15 protein-coding genes and 1 other annotated feature are annotated in these 16,694 nt (G+C 34.4%); of the genes, 2 read left to right on the top strand and 13 right to left on the bottom strand.

Annotated features, from left to right (window positions below; translation table 11 throughout):
* Window positions 1-83: 83 nt before the first annotated feature.
* From MKX78_RS08305 to MKX78_RS08290, 4 genes are all read right to left on the bottom strand, one after another.
* Window positions 84-1,229, bottom strand: a complete 1,146-nt coding sequence (locus MKX78_RS08305; RefSeq protein WP_341050464.1) for a competence protein CoiA — start codon at window positions 1,227-1,229, stop codon at window positions 84-86.
* A 102-nt stretch (window positions 1,230-1,331) separates the two neighbouring features.
* A complete protein-coding gene (gene mecA / locus MKX78_RS08300) occupies window positions 1,332-1,982 on the bottom strand; it encodes an adaptor protein MecA (protein ID WP_341050462.1) in 651 nt (216 codons plus the stop codon).
* A 664-nt stretch (window positions 1,983-2,646) separates the two neighbouring features.
* Window positions 2,647-3,042, bottom strand: a complete 396-nt coding sequence (spxA, locus tag MKX78_RS08295; protein WP_095369795.1) for a transcriptional regulator SpxA — start codon at window positions 3,040-3,042, stop codon at window positions 2,647-2,649.
* Between the two features lie 557 nt (window positions 3,043-3,599).
* Window positions 3,600-4,175 (bottom strand): GNAT family N-acetyltransferase, encoded by a 576-nt coding sequence (locus tag MKX78_RS08290; RefSeq protein ID WP_095369796.1) that lies wholly within the window; start codon window positions 4,173-4,175, stop codon window positions 3,600-3,602.
* A 241-nt stretch (window positions 4,176-4,416) separates the two neighbouring features.
* Between MKX78_RS08290 and MKX78_RS08285 the strand changes: the two genes are divergently transcribed.
* Window positions 4,417-4,602 (top strand): hypothetical protein, encoded by a 186-nt coding sequence (locus MKX78_RS08285; protein ID WP_095369797.1) that lies wholly within the window; start codon window positions 4,417-4,419, stop codon window positions 4,600-4,602.
* 86 nt (window positions 4,603-4,688) lie between these two features.
* On the opposite strand, the gene MKX78_RS08280 is transcribed toward MKX78_RS08285, so the two are convergent.
* The 6 genes from MKX78_RS08280 to MKX78_RS08255 form a co-directional block, all read right to left on the bottom strand.
* Entirely contained in the window at window positions 4,689-5,903 is a 1,215-nt protein-coding gene (locus MKX78_RS08280) for a putative glycoside hydrolase (RefSeq protein WP_095369798.1), read from the bottom strand.
* A 281-nt stretch (window positions 5,904-6,184) separates the two neighbouring features.
* On the bottom strand, window positions 6,185-7,120 hold the full coding sequence (locus MKX78_RS08275; protein ID WP_095369799.1) for an ABC transporter ATP-binding protein: 936 nt from the start codon (window positions 7,118-7,120) through the stop codon (window positions 6,185-6,187).
* Window positions 7,121-7,123: 3 nt separating this feature from the next.
* On the bottom strand, window positions 7,124-8,191 hold the full coding sequence (locus MKX78_RS08270; protein WP_095369800.1) for an ABC transporter ATP-binding protein: 1,068 nt from the start codon (window positions 8,189-8,191) through the stop codon (window positions 7,124-7,126).
* Between the two features lie 11 nt (window positions 8,192-8,202).
* Entirely contained in the window at window positions 8,203-9,117 is a 915-nt protein-coding gene (locus MKX78_RS08265) for an ABC transporter permease (RefSeq protein WP_095369801.1), read from the bottom strand.
* A 6-nt stretch (window positions 9,118-9,123) separates the two neighbouring features.
* On the bottom strand, window positions 9,124-10,056 hold the full coding sequence (locus tag MKX78_RS08260) for an ABC transporter permease (RefSeq protein ID WP_095369802.1): 933 nt from the start codon (window positions 10,054-10,056) through the stop codon (window positions 9,124-9,126).
* 165 nt (window positions 10,057-10,221) lie between these two features.
* Window positions 10,222-11,856 (bottom strand): peptide ABC transporter substrate-binding protein, encoded by a 1,635-nt coding sequence (locus MKX78_RS08255; RefSeq protein WP_095369803.1) that lies wholly within the window; start codon window positions 11,854-11,856, stop codon window positions 10,222-10,224.
* Window positions 11,857-12,370: 514 nt separating this feature from the next.
* Window positions 12,371-12,569: a binding site (T-box leader), on the top strand.
* Window positions 12,570-12,630: 61 nt separating this feature from the next.
* Between MKX78_RS08255 and trpS the strand changes: the two genes are divergently transcribed.
* Complete coding sequence (gene trpS / locus MKX78_RS08250; protein WP_095369804.1) at window positions 12,631-13,623, top strand: tryptophan--tRNA ligase; 993 nt, start codon at window positions 12,631-12,633, stop codon at window positions 13,621-13,623.
* Window positions 13,624-13,667: 44 nt separating this feature from the next.
* Here trpS and MKX78_RS08245 read toward each other — a convergent pair whose 3' ends face one another.
* The 3 genes from MKX78_RS08245 to opp4B form a co-directional block, all read right to left on the bottom strand.
* Window positions 13,668-14,414 carry a YjbA family protein gene (locus tag MKX78_RS08245; protein ID WP_095369805.1) on the bottom strand — a complete coding sequence of 249 codons (747 nt, stop codon included), beginning with the start codon at window positions 14,412-14,414 and terminating at the stop codon, window positions 13,668-13,670.
* A gap of 355 nt (window positions 14,415-14,769) precedes the next feature.
* A complete protein-coding gene (gene opp4C, locus MKX78_RS08240) occupies window positions 14,770-15,681 on the bottom strand; it encodes an oligopeptide ABC transporter permease (protein WP_095369806.1) in 912 nt (303 codons plus the stop codon).
* Window positions 15,682-15,690: 9 nt separating this feature from the next.
* On the bottom strand, window positions 15,691-16,656 hold the full coding sequence (opp4B, locus tag MKX78_RS08235) for an oligopeptide ABC transporter permease (protein ID WP_095369807.1): 966 nt from the start codon (window positions 16,654-16,656) through the stop codon (window positions 15,691-15,693).
* Window positions 16,657-16,694: the final 38 nt, after the last annotated feature.

Raw genomic sequence — 16,694 nt, 5'->3', positions numbered from 1 at the left:
ATTACTATCTGTTACTATCTTACATCAAATGAAAGTAATTGTTCAGTATTATGTTTCACCAATTGATTTAAAATACTTCAATATCAACTTAATGCCATTTTCATAATTATTTCCCCTTCTGCCTTACTTATTTTCTTATTTTTCATATCAGAAGACCTGATTTGAAATTTGGTACCGTCGATTTTCTCAATTATTTTTATAGTGTATAAAAGATGTAAATAAGCATCGATTACTTCTTTAAGATCTATGGGTACCTCTACACGTATACGAATATCTTTTCTCTCCAAGCGGCATTGCATGGAATCATATGCATCTTCTATAGAAAATAACTCTTCATGGCGTAATATATCTATAAAAATATATGTTTGCCACTGAATTGGTGAAGTACTCAGCTTAGCACTCCCCCTTACAGGAAGACCACAAAAATCTGGTAGATTTCCCATATGAAGCCCGCAACGGTAGATTTCATCTTTAAATCGTTTAGAAAATGAGCTATATTTAAAGCTTCCATACCTTTTTATATTCTCCCTTTCTTGCAACCAAGAAGAAAAGCCCATTCTCATTCTATTAATTCTTAGATTCAATAATTCGTACAAATTATTCGAGCGAAGTGGCTTTAGATCTATATGGGCAAAAGACTTTTTCGTAGAAATTGGTAGGAGATGAGAAAGTATATACAAATTTTCTGTATCAACGTTTAAAATAGGGATAATAAATTTTTTAGCGGAAGTTTGCTGAAGAAAAGAATAATGAAAAGCGGTTAAAGAAAATAAATGATTTCCTATAGTATGGAGCTGTTGGTGGGATAATATCCACAGTGGTTTTATTCCTGACTTTATATAGCCATTTGTACGCTTATGAACTATTTTTGTAGGAATTATTGAACATTGAAACTCAATGGCATAAACAAGTCCGTTATGTTCAAAGCTGAGATCCGCCCTTTGATGGATGTTAGCGAAATATTTTTCAACCTCAACATTTTTATAGTATTTTCTTAATAAATCGTATAACAATAATTTACCTTTTAAGTGGACTTCTGACTCTTTTTCATATGATTCAAAGCATTGACTATGCGGTTTATGAGCAAAGTGAGACTTTTTAAAGATGCCATTCTTTAAAATGACAACACCCTTACACTCTGGACAGTAAAAAGACTTTTCCTTATATTTACCGTATTGAACATCTTGGGCATTCATAAGTTTGCCATCATTCGTTATTGCCTTTAACAATGTATGTTCACATCCTTTCTATACATTCTATCTTCTCCCCTATCATTCTTTATTCCTGCATAAAAAGAAAAGACCGACTTCTTAAAGAAATCGGCTTTTTTATTAAAAGTATTTTTTTAGTACAATTAAAGCATTTTCAGCGATAATTACCTTTCCATATTCAGAAATCACGTGAATGGTTGTATCTGTTTCATGCCCATATTCAAGTAGTATACTTAGAATATTATCAATTTCATCCTCTTCGAATTGTTCCTCGGGAAATTCGACGATTAAATAATAGTTATTCTTGTATGAACGCAGTTGCGTATGAACATTTCCTAGTTCCACTCTCTTGGATAATGAAATGATATCCTCAAAGTCTCTAAAGGCAATAACGAAATCTAATTTTTCTTCCGCTTCCTCTTCTTCATTTTCCTGTAATTGATCAAGCATTGCTTCTACTCTTTCATCTACAGCAAAATCCTTCATTTTTTCATCAGAAACAGGGAGCTCTAACTTTTGTCCGTCTTTAGATAACTGCGCCTTCGTTACTAAGATTTCTAATCCTTTATCGAGTGCTTGAACTTGAATCCACAATGGACCTTCCATCACAAAATCTTCTTCTGTGTGAACCTCATCCATCATATCCCAAAAAAGTTCTTCACTTCTCTCTCGGTTGTACCATATTTCATCACGATCAAAGCCTCTTTCCTCAATATCAATATATGAGATATAAAACTTCACCGTGTTTTCATTAATTCTCTCGATTTCCACTTAGCAACTCTCCCTTCTTGCTTTTTGTGAAGGGATTATAACCCCTAATTTGTACTACTTTACTACCATTTACCCTATTTCAAGAAAATTATTCTTTTAGTGATCATTCTAGCAAGAATAATGAGAAAATAATGTGTAACAACAGATATACCTATTATGTTTTACCTTTTGTTATATTTTATGATAAATATGCTGTAAAGGGAATGCCCAAAAATACAATTGGCAAAAAACGAATGAATGCCTATATTCGTTAATACAATATATATTTATTGTGTTTGTATTTTATCAAAAAAACCTGTCCCCTACAAGAAACAAGCTTAGGCTGATGAAAAGCTTTTTTTCGCTATTGATTTGTGATAAAACACTGTAATGGCCTTTGGAAATAATCGAGTATGAATAACAGTAAAATGATTAGTACGAATATCATGGGGCAGAAATGTGGTTCTTCTATTATGTATCAGAAATATCTAGTGTATAGACTAAAGAATTTGGTTCGGCTATCTTTACTGTATCTCTGGAGATGGATGCGCAATGCTTTTTTCTAAACTTATCCAAAAATTATTTGAAAGAAACTAAAAAACGAACAAATCATATAAAAGGATTTGTTCGTTTTCATTTAAGCATACTTAGGATTAAATGTGAAGTTAAGTGAGTACGATTGGTTTTAGTTAACCAACTTTTGAGCCTCACGTAGATGATACGTACGAACCTTCCTAGGAAGGAAGCGTCGAATTTCATCTTCATTATAACCTACTTGTAATCTTTTCTCATCTAAGATAATCGGTCTTCTTAATAATCCAGGATTATCTCTTATCAATTCAAATAAATCCTGTAAAGGCATCGTTTCAAGATTAACATCCAATTTTTGGAATGTTTTAGAACGTGTTGAAATAATCTCATCTGTTCCATCTTCTGTCATACGAAGGATTTCTTTAATTTCATCAATTGCTAAAGGTTCTGAGAAAATATTTCTTTCTTTGTATGCAATATCGTTTGCCTCTAACCATGCTTTTGCTTTTCTACATGATGTACAACTTGGTGAAGTGTATAATGTGACCATTTTACAATTTCACACTCCTTAGAAATTTAAAGTATATTTTATTCGCCGTAATTGTTTAATTATGCTATTCTTACTGATTGTTACACTTGTTTCCGTTTTCAATGAACAGGCTTACTTTCTCATTGAGAATAATCCACTAGGCTGTAACTATTGTTGTAATTTATAATTAATTTAAATAAGCTGTTCCACTTCATTATACACCATCTGTGGAACAGATGATATATATTTTTCTATTCTTCATACACTTAAATGCCAATTAAACAATTAACTTCTGCCTTAGTGAATCTATAATATAAGACGTTTTCATTTAAAAAAGGTTTCATGAAATATTGATTTTTTTATTTGTTCACAAACTGTTCAATTATAGAATAATGAAATCTGTTACTATTTAACCTATATAACTATGATAGACATTTACCCCTTTTTTTTTAAGAATAAACATTTACTTTCTCAATAATCGACTTTAAATGAAAAAAACTTTATAAGAAAATGATGTTGAGCCATTCTTTACCTAAAAAGAAATCCCGAACATTGAGGTTGTTCGGGATTTCTATGGATTAAATATCTTTCAAAAGATCATTATTATTGTCATTCTCAGAAAAAGTAAGGACTTCATCTACTGGTTGATATGATGCTCCATAGAATTGAGTGTCCTTGTAAGTATGAATCAATTCATATGTTTTAATCATTGCATCGAAAATCATTTCTTCCGTTTCATTATTAGGTGCCCAGAATAAAATTTCCATTGCATTCACTTCATTTGTTGCAAGAGATCGACGACGGTAACCTATAGATTGAGCGTGCTCAAAGCCTTCTCTTTTATAAAATTTCAAGCGTTTCTCCGTATCAGTATCTTCATAATCAACAGGTTCAACTTCTAAGATAATCGGTTTGCCTTTTTCCTTTAATTGATCAATTAATTTATGTCCTAAACCTTGTCCTCTTGAATCTTTGGACACAAACAGGTAGTCGATAAAGACAAAAGTTTCAAGTTCAACATACATTAACACATGCATTGGACCCTCATCTTTATGATAAATATCAGGTCGCTCTTTCAAAAGTGTTTCCATATGCTCTTTTGACTTCATCTCTTCTACAGGAAAATACTGATTCAATTTTTCATACCAATGCATGGACCAAACCCCTTTATTATTTAAATATTTCCAGTCGTGATAAACTTCCAGCTTTCTCTTCTTGTATAAGAAAATCGTATAAATAAGTCATCATTCACGTATAAATAAACTAAGTTGTAACGCTCTATCAAAGTATTTGTGATTTTCATTCTTTTCATTCTTTAATAAATGCTTTATTATTAGAAATAGAACATCATCAGAATAACTTGAATTTTCCGAAAAGAAAATTGGAGGTTTATCAATGATTGGTTACTTTTCAGACTTGATTATCGTTTCATTGCTCATACTCAGTTTAACTTCCCTTTTAGGTGTACTAATAAACAGCTTGGGAATAAAATTATTTGGCGGCAAGAAAAAATCCGAATTCGTAGACCAATCTGCATTTATGCAAACCGGATGGAAAAACGTGGGCGGAAAGAAGAAATAATCCTCATCCTATATACTATGATAACGCATACACAATAAGTGTCAAATAATAAGCAGCTGATAAACATACTATCAGCTGCTTATTTTTTAATTTAATGGGGTATAATCAACATTTTCTGTATAATGATTGCCGGCATTCCACAATAAGAATTCGTCAATTCCTTCCTCATTCAAAGCCCTAATTTGATCCTCTATTTCTTGCTTACCATAAGGCTTGTAATTACCGGTACCTAAATAAGATGCAGTAAAATCCTGTAGCCAAGGTCTAGAAATAGGCGGAGAAGCTAGTTCCTCCCGTTTGGCATTCTCTACCTTTGCGTACTCTTTAATAAGCTTGTAAGGTTCTAAATCTGGTTTTTGAATCCCAAAGTATGGCCCCCAGTGGCTCGGATAGATCATTGAAGATATGACATCCACATGTTCTGAGATTTTTGAGAAGTTCTGTCCAATCCCAGGTGCCTCTGGTAAAGTAGCCGTATAACCAAAAATATCAACAGATACTTTGACACCATAAGGCTCTAACTGTTCTTTCGCAAACTTAACGAAGTCTGTAACAGCATCTACTCTCAGCTGCACATCATCTTTACCGTTCGTATACTTTCCTTTACCATACTTCAATGAATCAGCCATATGCTCAAATCCTTCAGGGAAACGAACATAATCAAATTGAATTTCCTGGAATCCCATTTTAGCTGCTTCTATAGCAATATCTACATTATATTGCCACACTTCTTCCATAAACGGATTAACAAAGGCTTCTCCTCTTCCGTTTGTCCATACTTTATTTCCTTCTTTATACGACCATTCAGGCTTTAACTTGGCTAGTGTTGAATCCTTAAAAACAACGACCCTCGCAATAGGGTAAATCTCTTTTTCTTCTAATGTCGTTAACATCTCTTTCGTATCTTTTATATAAGGTTCGACAATATCCTTATATTTACTATCATCTTCCGGCTGGTATGTAAGATTTCCCCAATCATCTTTAATATCAATAACCATCGCATTTAATTCTGTCTTATCAACAAAATTTGATAACCGTTCAAAATTTGCTCCTCCTGCCGATGGACCAGTAACATAAATACCTCTAATAGCATCTGGGTAGGTAAAGTCGTAGCCTGAATCGTATGTAAACCGTTTCATTTGTTCAGGTAATTCCATAAAAAAACCAGCATATTCTTTCTGTGCATGAAGCTGATAACTTTGTTGTTCAGCATTCGCATGGTCTAATTGTGGCACTACACTTAATAAAAGTAAGAAAAAAGCAACTTTAATCGCCCTCACTATTTTTCCCTCCTCATCCATATATTTTCTTTTTCTTATCTCCTATTCTACTAGAAGTTAAACCCAATGCAAAAGAAAATAGTAATAATGAGAAATATTTTAATTTTTGCGATAGTAATTTCATACAAACTATTGTATACTATATTCATACATTTTAGTGATTGAAAGCACTAAACATATTCCTAATATTCATATTTTTCCTAACTGAATATTTGTTCCGAAAATATTTTTTTAGGTTGGAGGCAGGTCTTAAGCAGATTTAATCTACGAAAAAACGACCTCAATAAGAGATCGCTTTTAAGTTAACTTTTATGATCTTTTTGGTATTGTGCAAATTCTTTTTCAGAACAGAAAACAAAGTGACCAGGACGAACTTCACGCATTTCAACCTTCTCATCAGCACTATATTGATGAACAGCTGGGTCATATGCTTTTCGCTGACGTGTTCTTTCTGACTCTGGATCAGGTAATGGAATAGCAGATAATAATGATTGTGTATAAGGGTGCATAGGATTGCTATACAACTCTTCCGCTGTGGCAAGTTCAACTAGCTTACCAAAGTACATCACACCAATTCTATCACTAATATACTTAACCATTGACAAATCATGAGCAATGAATAAGTAAGTTAACCCTTTTTCACGCTGAAGTTTTTTCATTAAGTTAACAACTTGTGCCTGAATAGATACGTCAAGAGCAGAAATCGGTTCATCAGCAATAATGAATTCAGGTTCAACAGCTAGCGCTCTAGCTATACCGATACGCTGTCTTTGTCCACCAGAGAACTCATGTGGATAACGGTTAGCATGCTCTTTATTTAAGCCTACTGTTTCAAGTAACTCATAGACGCGTTCCATACGCTCTTTTTTCGACTTTGCAAGCCCATGAATATCAATACCTTCAGCAATGATATCCGCAACCGTCATACGAGGATTTAAGGATGCATAAGGGTCTTGGAAAATCATCTGCATTTTACGGTTAAATGCTTTTAGTTGATTGGTTGACTTTTTACCATGAACATTTTCACCATTAAATAAAACTTGTCCATCAGTGGCATTATACAAGCGTATAATTGTTCTACCGGTCGTTGATTTCCCACAACCTGACTCACCAACTAGACCAAGGGTTTCACCTTTGTAAATATCAAAAGTAATGCCATCAACCGCTTTAACCATATTCGATTTACCAACATTAAAATGTTGTTTTAGATTTTTTATTTCAACTAATTTCTCTGCCATAACTTAAATACCCTCCTTCACAATTACTGGTTTATCAAAATTGGAGGACATTTGACGTTGACGCAACTTCACCGCTGCAGGTGGTTCAACATGAGGTGCATCAGGGTGTAACAACCAAGTTTTCGCAAAATGTGTTTCAGAAATTTGAAACATTGGTGGTTCTTCCTCGTAATCAATGGCTAATGCATATTTGTTCCTTGCAGCAAATGCATCACCAATTGGCGGATTTGTTAAGTCTGGTGGCGTACCAGGAATGGCAGCTAATTCATCTTTTGTATCATTATCAACACTTGGCATAGAAGCAAGTAGTCCCCAAGTATAAGGGTGCTTCGGATCATAAAAGATTTCATCTACTGTGCCTATTTCAACGATTTGACCAGCATACATAACAGCTACACGATCTGCCACATTGGCAACAACGCCTAGATCATGAGTGATAAAGATAATAGATGTGTCCATTTTCGCTTGTAACTCTTTCATTAACTCTAAAATTTGAGCTTGAATAGTTACATCAAGAGCGGTTGTAGGTTCATCAGCAATCAGTAATTTAGGGTTTGTAGCCAAGGCTATAGCTATCATTGCACGCTGTCTCATACCACCTGAGAATTCATGCGGATATTGATTTACTCGTTTATCAGGCATCGGAATACCAACTAGTTCTAATAACTTTATTGCACGTTTTTTAGCATCTGCTTTAGATAATCCTTGGTGCTTAATCAAACCTTCCATGATTTGATTACCAACTTTCATTGTTGGGTTTAATGAAGTCATTGGATCCTGGAAAATCATACTTATATCTTTACCGCGTATGTTTTCCATTTCTTTTTCTGATTTAGGTACAATATCATCACCATAGAAAAGAATTTCTCCACCAGTAATTTGTCCTGGAGGCATTGGAATTAGTTTCATTAGTGTTTGTGAAGTAACACTTTTACCTGAACCTGATTCACCAACAATAGCTAATGTCTCACCTTTATGAAGGTCAAAGCTAACACCACGAACAGCTTGTACCGTCCCTCCATAAGTTTGGAATGAGACTTTTAGATCTTTTACTTCGAGAATTTTTTCCATGTTCTCACTCCTTATTTACGGCTTCTTGGGTCGAGTGCGTCACGTAGACCATCACCGACTACATTGAATGCAAAAATGGTTAAACAAATAAAGATCGCAGGGAAGAATAATCGCCATGGGTAATATCTTAACGCTGGTAAACCATCATTGGCCATTGTACCCCAACTCGCTAGAGGCGGTGTTAAACCTAATCCTAGGAATCCAAGATAAGCTTCTGTAAAGATCGCAGAAGGAATTGTTAATGTCATTGTAACTAAAATTGGACCCATTGAGTTTGGAATTAAATGTTTACCCATAATTCTTGTTGTATTTGCACCTAAAGTTTTAGAAGCAAGAACAAATTCTTGATTCTTCAAGCTAAGTACTTGCCCTCGAACAATCCGGGACATATTAATCCATCCGGTTATTGTCATAGCAATAATCATCGTACTTAAACTTTGGCCAAGCACAACCATTAACAAGATAACTAATAACAAGTAAGGAATGCCTGATAAAACATCGGCACCACGCATCATTATTTCATCGGTTCTACCACCTTTGTATCCGGCGATTCCGCCCCAGGCAACACCAATAAATAAATCGATTAACGCAGCTGCAACACCGATAAAGATCGAAATTCTAGCACCTTCCCACGTACGAGCAAACATATCTCGTCCAAGATCATCGGTACCGAACCAATGCTCAGCAGAAGGTGGCTGATTTTTATTTGTTAAATCATTTGACTTATAGTCATATTCTGTCATATATGGTCCAAAGATTGCCATGAAGATGAGAATAATAAGTAGGACTATACCAAACATAGCAAGCTTATTTTTTCGGAATCTAATGAAGACATCTTTCCAAAACGAAAGACTTGGCTTCGAAATCTTTTCGGCATCATCTAATTGTGTGCCGACAACTTTGAATTTATCATTCGCACTTTGCATGATTTATTATTCTCCTTTCTTCCCAGCTAGTTTAATCCTTGGGTCGATGATTCCATACGCAATATCCACTAGGAGAATAGCTAATAGTAAAAGAATACTATAAAACACTGTCACACCCATTATTACTGTATAATCACGATTTGTAATACTTGTTACGAAGTGGAAACCTAACCCTGGAATACCGAAAATCTTCTCGATAACAAAGCTACCTGTTAAAACACCAGCAGTTAATGGTCCTAAATAAGTAACTACCGGAAGAAGAGCATTTCTCATTGCGTGCTTAACTGTAATTACTCCACCGCTCAAGCCTTTTGCTTTAGCAGTTTTAATATAATCATTTGCTAATACCTCAATCATACTAGATCGTGTGAGTCTTGCGATATAAGCCATCGGTCCTGCTGCAAGTGCAAGAGCTGGCAAAATGGTATGCATAAATGATTCCCAACGAGCTACCGGGAATATTTGCAGTTTTATTGCTAAGAAATATTGTAAAAATGTTGCCATAATGAATGATGGCACGGATATGCCTAAAACAGCAACAGCCATTGTTGAATAATCTTGCCATTTATTTTGCCTTAAAGCAGCGATTACACCAAATAAAACACCTAAGGCAACGGCAATTAGTATTGCTTGAAAGCCTAATACAAAAGATACAGGGAATCCTTCTGTGATTAAATCATTAACTGTTTGACTTTTGTATTTAAAAGATGGGCCAAAATCCCATGTTACTACATTGATTAGATAATCAAAATATTGTTGATACCATGGCTGATCTAAGCCATAATGTGCTTGTAAATTCGCTTCAATTTCTGGTGGTAGTTTCTTTTCTGAAGCAAACGGGTTTCCAGGTGCAATGCGCATAAGGAAAAATGTTGCCGTTACAATTAGCCATAATGAAATTATCATATATAACAGACGTTTTCCTATATATTTCGTCATTGTCCAACACCTCCAATTGATTTTACTGAGGTCAGTATGTCTACAACTGCAAAGCTCATAATAGATAATATAATACATTTTTACCATTAGAAGGATAATACCTATTACAAGAACGAAGGTATATAGGAAGTTTCATCCCATATACCTTACATTTAAAAGATCAAATTATTCAAAGTGAGCCCACTTAAATTGAACATCGCCTAATCCAGATACAAAAACATCATTTAGGTTATCATCTTTAACCCAGTTATTTGTATAGAAATAAATTGGTGCAACCGGCATTGCTTCCATAAAGATTGCCTCTGCATCCTTTAATAATTGTTGACGCTTTTCAGCATCTGTTTCAGTTTGTGATTGTTCAAGTAATTTTTGGAATTCAGGATCTTCCCAACCAGTGTTGTTATTTCCACCGTCAGCATCTTTGTACATTTCCAAGAAGTTCATAGCGTCATTGAAGTCACCTAACCAACCCATACGAGCAATTTGGAAGTCTCCACTATTTACACTATCAAGGAAAACATTCCACTCAGCATTATCTAGAGTTACATTAATTCCAAGATTTTCACTCCACATATCTTGAATGGCTTGAGCAATCTTTTGATGTGCTTCAGATGTGTTATAAGAAAGCTTGATTTCTGGTAATTCTGATGCATCGCTTAATCCTAATTCTTCAAGACCTTTATTTAAGAATTCTTTAGCAGTTTCAACATCATTATCAGGGAAGTACCCTTCTTCATTTTCTGGGAACATCGTAGGTGGAACGATTGCCATAGCTGGAAGTTGTTCCCCTTGTGTAATGTTATTAATAATTGAATCACGATTAATTGCGTGAGTTAAAGCTTTTCTAATATTTTCATTATCTAATGGTTCAATAGTAGTATTGAATTTGTAGTTATAAACACCGGCAATTGCTTGTGTTTCTAATCTACCATCATCTTTAAGTGCTTGCATTGCATCTGTTGGAAGAGCTCCTGTCGGAGAACCTGCCCAATCCAATTCACCATTATCAAACATAGATAATTCAGTATTTGGATCATTAATCATATACATTTCAATTTTATCTAATTTTACAGTGTCTTTATCCCAATAAGTGTCGCTCTTTTCAAGAGTGATTTGGTCACTATGAGACCATTCAGCTAAGTGGAAAGGTCCGTTTGTCGTATAATTTTCACCAGCATCTGTTGCCCAGTCTGGATTTTCTTTTGCGATTTTACTATTTACTGGTAAATAAGTATAGAAAGCTGTTAGTTCAAGAAAGTAAGGTGTTGGGTTTGCTAGTGTAACTTCTAAAGTTTTTTCATCTACAGCTTTAACGCCAACATCATCTAAGCTACCTTCTCCTGTGTTAGCAGCTTCTGCACCTTCAACATAATATAGTTGATATGCATATGTTGATTGATTAGCTGGGTCTAATGCCCATTTCCATGCATATTCGAAATCTTCTGCAGTTACAGGATCTCCATTTGACCATTGTGCATCTTCACGGATATTAAATGTGTATGTTTTTTGGTCTTCTGAGATTTCCCAATCTTCTGCCATAGCGGCTGCTGGTTTATCGTCTTGACCAATTCGAGTTAATCCTTCTAATACGTTACGAAGAACAGTACCAGAAGTAGAATCTTCAGCCAAACCTGGATTTAATGAAGGTGGTTCAGTATTAATATTTACTTTTAATTCTTGAGGTACATCACTACCTCCATCGCCACCATCTGCATTGTCATCGCCTCCGCCAGCGCAAGCTGCTAGAACCATGCTAGCTAAAAGTAGCATACTTAAAAAGATTGACCATCTTTTTTTCACGGTGAAACCCCCTATTTTTAATTCAAACGATTCTTCACAGAAATAACAGTTGTTCACATAGAGTAGATTGATGAAAAAATCAAACAATTTTTATTATAAAAAAAGAGTTGATTCCTTTATGCATACTAAGGAAAGTAAGTTTATTTTGATAGAACAAATTCCCTCTATTCAGATAATTCAGCTTGAATATTAAAATTTGTATCTATTAGACTACGATAAACTCACCTTTTCATCATTCCATCTACCTGTAACCGAACAAAATGTAATATGTTTGTAAAGATGTCGTTTGGTAGGTTTTATTATAGTTTCTTTAAAAGTTTATTTCAAGCCCGTTTTAAATAATCTAAATTATCTATATTTTTTCAAAAAAATGTCGAAACATGTATTATTATTGTCATGTAAGGGTTTTCATAAGTTTTTATTGGTATATAACAAATAAAAATTTTTTTTGCTGTTATAACGCTCACTTGATTTACTTCTACATATATTATATTATGATTACAAATAAATAATACAAATTGCTGTGAGAAAAGAGTAGTACATTTAAGATGGTTTTAAGAGAGCTTATGGTAGGTGAGAATAAGCAACCTATTAAATCGAATGGACTTTTTGAGCATGAATATATCGATTCACGTTAGACTAACGTTATCTGTCTTTAAGAGATTCACATATGTGAATAATTAGGGTGGCACCGCGGACCATTCGTCCCTAGATTTTTTAGGGATGAGTGGTCTTTTTATATGTTCATTTCTCATAGCAAATAGGAGGATTATGATGAAAAAAACACTCTTTTCTGGTATTCAACCCAGTGGAACAATAACAATTGGTAACTATATCGGGGCATTAAGACAGTTTGTTGAGCTGCAAAATGAGTATGATTGCTACTTTTGTATCGTCGATCAACATGCTATCACTGTTCCACAGGATCGCTTACAACTAAGAAACAATATCCGTAGCCTAGCAGCACTTTATGTTGCGGTAGGCTTAGATCCTAATAAGGCAACTCTATTCGTTCAATCCGAAGTACCTGCACACGCACAAGCCGCATGGATGTTACAATGTATTTCTTATATCGGTGAGTTAGAAAGAATGACGCAGTTTAAAGATAAATCTGCTGGTAAAGAAGCTGTCTCAGCAGGCTTATTAACCTACCCACCACTAATGGCTGGAGATATCCTATTATATGGTACAGATATTGTCCCGGTTGGAGAAGATCAGAAACAGCATTTAGAATTAACAAGAGACTTAGCAGAAAGATTCAACAAAAAATACAATGACATCTTTACGATTCCAGAAGTAAGCATTCCAAAAGTGGGCGCACGAATCATGTCACTTCAAGATCCAACGAAAAAAATGAGTAAATCTGACCCTAATAAAAAAGGATTTATCTCTATTTTGGATGAACCGAAACAAATTGAGAAGAAAATTAAAAGCGCTGTAACAGATTCTGATGGCATCGTTGCTTTTGACAAAGAGAATAAACCTGGCGTTTCAAATTTATTAACGATTTACTCGATATTCTCAGGTGAATCAATTGAAAATATTGTGAATAAATATGAAGGAAAAGGGTACGGTGATTTTAAAGGGGATTTAGCTACAGTAATTATTAGCCACTTAAAACCTATTCAAGATAAATATCATCATCTCATGGAATCAGCAGAATTAGATGAGATATTAGATGCAGGAGCAGAAAATGCCAATAAAGTTGCAGGTAAAATGGTTAAAAAGATGGAAAACGCTATGGGATTAGGAAGAAAAAGGAAATAAAAAAAAAAGGGACGTTCAAATTAAATTGAGCGTCCCTTTTTGATTTAATTTACCTTTGAACCATTTTCCATTTCCCATAACTTTTCAAAAAAAGGTTGTCCTTTAATGATATTCTCACAAAATCTTTCATGTTTCTTAGACCAACCTATCTTACTGTCTTCATATAAATTCATCCATGCATCATGGAAACCCATTGATTGAATACTTTTATACTCTTCAGGCATCCATTCTGTAAACCAATAGCGAATTTCCGCTTCATTTTCTGAACTATGAAGTTGATCTAGTGCCATAAACATTAATTGTTTGAGCTGCCTTTCCTTCCTTGTCAGGCCTTTCATTAATTCTGGATCTGGAGAAAGAATGTGAAAACTTTTTAGACTCGGCTTTTGTTCAAAAGTATATTCCATTTCATCGTGATTAGAAATCATTTCATATGTAAGTTGTTCTTGTCTTGGTATCAATCTACTCTTTCGAATTGGAATATGATACCCTATTGTATCAACGGCCATAATGCTTGTCCCATCAGTAATGACAAAACAATAATCCAATTGCACTCTTTCATGATTTTTTCTTAAATACGCTTTTTGATACACGTCATTCAATAGCTGTTGTGGTAATTCAGATAAATCATTTTCAATATAATGAAATAGTGCTGGTGTGATCCTTAGTAATGGTACTTGATCCAATAATTCAACTGCATCATCTTTTCGCCATTCATGAAATTGACAAACATTGTAACCATTCTCTTCCCCTTCAAACCAGTTCACCCAAACATCATGAAGATATAACATTTCCTAACCCCCACTCGCATGATTATTTGTCAATAAGTATGGGCAAACAACTCTGTTTTTATTCCTTTCTTTTACAATCTAATCCATTATTATTCTTTTTTTACCTTTGATTAGAAAGCAATTTGTACTTTATATTGAAATATACTTGCTATATATAGCGTATTTAATATGGAATTAAATGTTATAATATTCATTTATTATTCACTAAAATAAATATTAATATAATTTAGAATAAATAGTAAATAATTAAAACCCCACTCATTACAAAGCATATAACCGTTTTCTCCCCAAAAAAAAGAATGCAATTACCTTAAAAGGTCAATTGCATTCTTTTTCAGACTTACCAGCTAGGCCTTTACCTTCTAGATTTAGGGTTAAGAGCGTCTTTTAAGCCTTCTCCGATGAAATTTATTGCTAGTATGGTGATTGTAATAGCTGCAGCGGGCGGTACCCACATCCACGTTTTATTTCTTAATACGTCAGAATCACGGGCTTCAAATAACATATTACCCCAACTAGGTATATTTGCTGGAACACCAGAACCTAAAAAGCTTAAACCTGCTTCAGCAACAATTGTTACTGCTAACATTAATGTAGCCTGGACAATAATTGTTGAGGCTATGTTCGGTAATATATGTTTAATAATAATCTTTATCGGCCTCGTACCAATTGATTTTGCTGCTAAAACATACTCATTCTCTTTTTCCGAAAGAAAACGGCTTCGGACAATTCTGGCAACTCCTCCCCAGCTAAGGAAACTGATGACCAAGATCAATGTCCATACTCCTGATACTTTCCCTACTAATATCGTATTTAATACAATAACAAATATTAAAAATGGAAAATTCAAAACAAAATCTGTAATACGCATGAATATTTGATCAATCTTTCCACCATTATATCCAGCAATAGCTCCGACAATTGTACCAATAGATATAATTAGTACCATACAAGACAAGCCAATTAACAACGATGTCCTAGCTCCATAAACCATTCTGGTGAATACATCCCTACCATTTGTATCTGTGCCAAACCAGTGCTCTGCTGAAGGTTCCAGGTTCATTGACATAAAATTAATTCTAGAGATATCTTGTGTGGTGAATATTGGTCCAAAAATAGCGAGCAAGACAAACGCAGTAAATATAATTAAACTCGTCATTGCTATCTTGTTTTTGAGAAATTTATTGCGGGCAATTTTCCATGGAGATAGTTGTTTTTGGTTTGATTTTACTATTACTTGATTTGTATTTAAAGAAGCTTTCACCATAATTGCCCCCTATCCTAACCTAATCCTAGGATCAACTATACCGTAGAGTAAATCCGCAATTAAGTTACCTATTAATGTTAAAAATGAAAGCAGCATGGTAATTGTCATCAACACCGCATAATCTCTTCTATTAACAGACTCAAGGAACAATAGACCGATTCCTGGATAAGTAAAAATTGTTTCAGTAATAACCGCTCCACCTATTAATGTAGCTATATCAAACCCTAAAAATGTAATTAATGGAATCATTGAGTTTCTTAAAATATGTTTATTATAAATGGATGATTCACTGGTTCCCTTTGCTCTTGCTGTTCGGACATAATCTTTCCTACTGTTCTCAATAACATCATTTCTCAAGAATTGCGTATAAGATGCTGTTCCCATTAAACCTAGAATCAATGCAGGTAATAGCACATGATGCATTCGACTCACATAGTATTCCCATGTGCCTGGCTGTAACCCTACCTCTACTGAACCGGCAAAAGGAAACCAACCTAATTGAAAAGAGAAAAAATAAATCGCTATAATTCCAGCAACGAAAGATGGAATCGCTAAACCTACATAGTTGTATCCTGCTATAAGATTGTCTCCTAAGGTGTATGGCTTTCTACCAGCATACATCCCCATAGCAAAAGCAAAGATATATGTAATTATCAGTGCAATAATTGCGAGAAAAATCGTATTTGGCATTCGGTCAATGATTAAATCGTATACAGGCATTTTATGCGCTGTTGAGTTACCAAAATCTCCTTGAACGAAATTAGTAATCCATCTCCAGTATTGAATATGTATAGGGTCATTATAGCCCAACTTTTCTCTCATATCTTCAATATATTCGGGATTCGTATTTGATGGATCAATTTCCCCCCCAAAAGGGTCCCCTGGCATAAACTTCGCCAGGGAGAAAACCACAACAGAGGTAAGGAATAGTAACGGTATCATACCTAATATTCTTCGAAGTGAATATTGCAGCATGTTCCATTTCCCCTTATCATTTAAAAGTTCGCTTGTCT

Origin of the sequence: Cytobacillus sp. FSL R5-0569 (assembly GCF_038007265.1) — a bacterium.
Classification (GTDB): domain Bacteria; phylum Bacillota; class Bacilli; order Bacillales; family Cytobacillaceae; genus Cytobacillus; species Cytobacillus kochii.
This window is presented reverse-complemented; position numbering and strand designations above follow the sequence as displayed.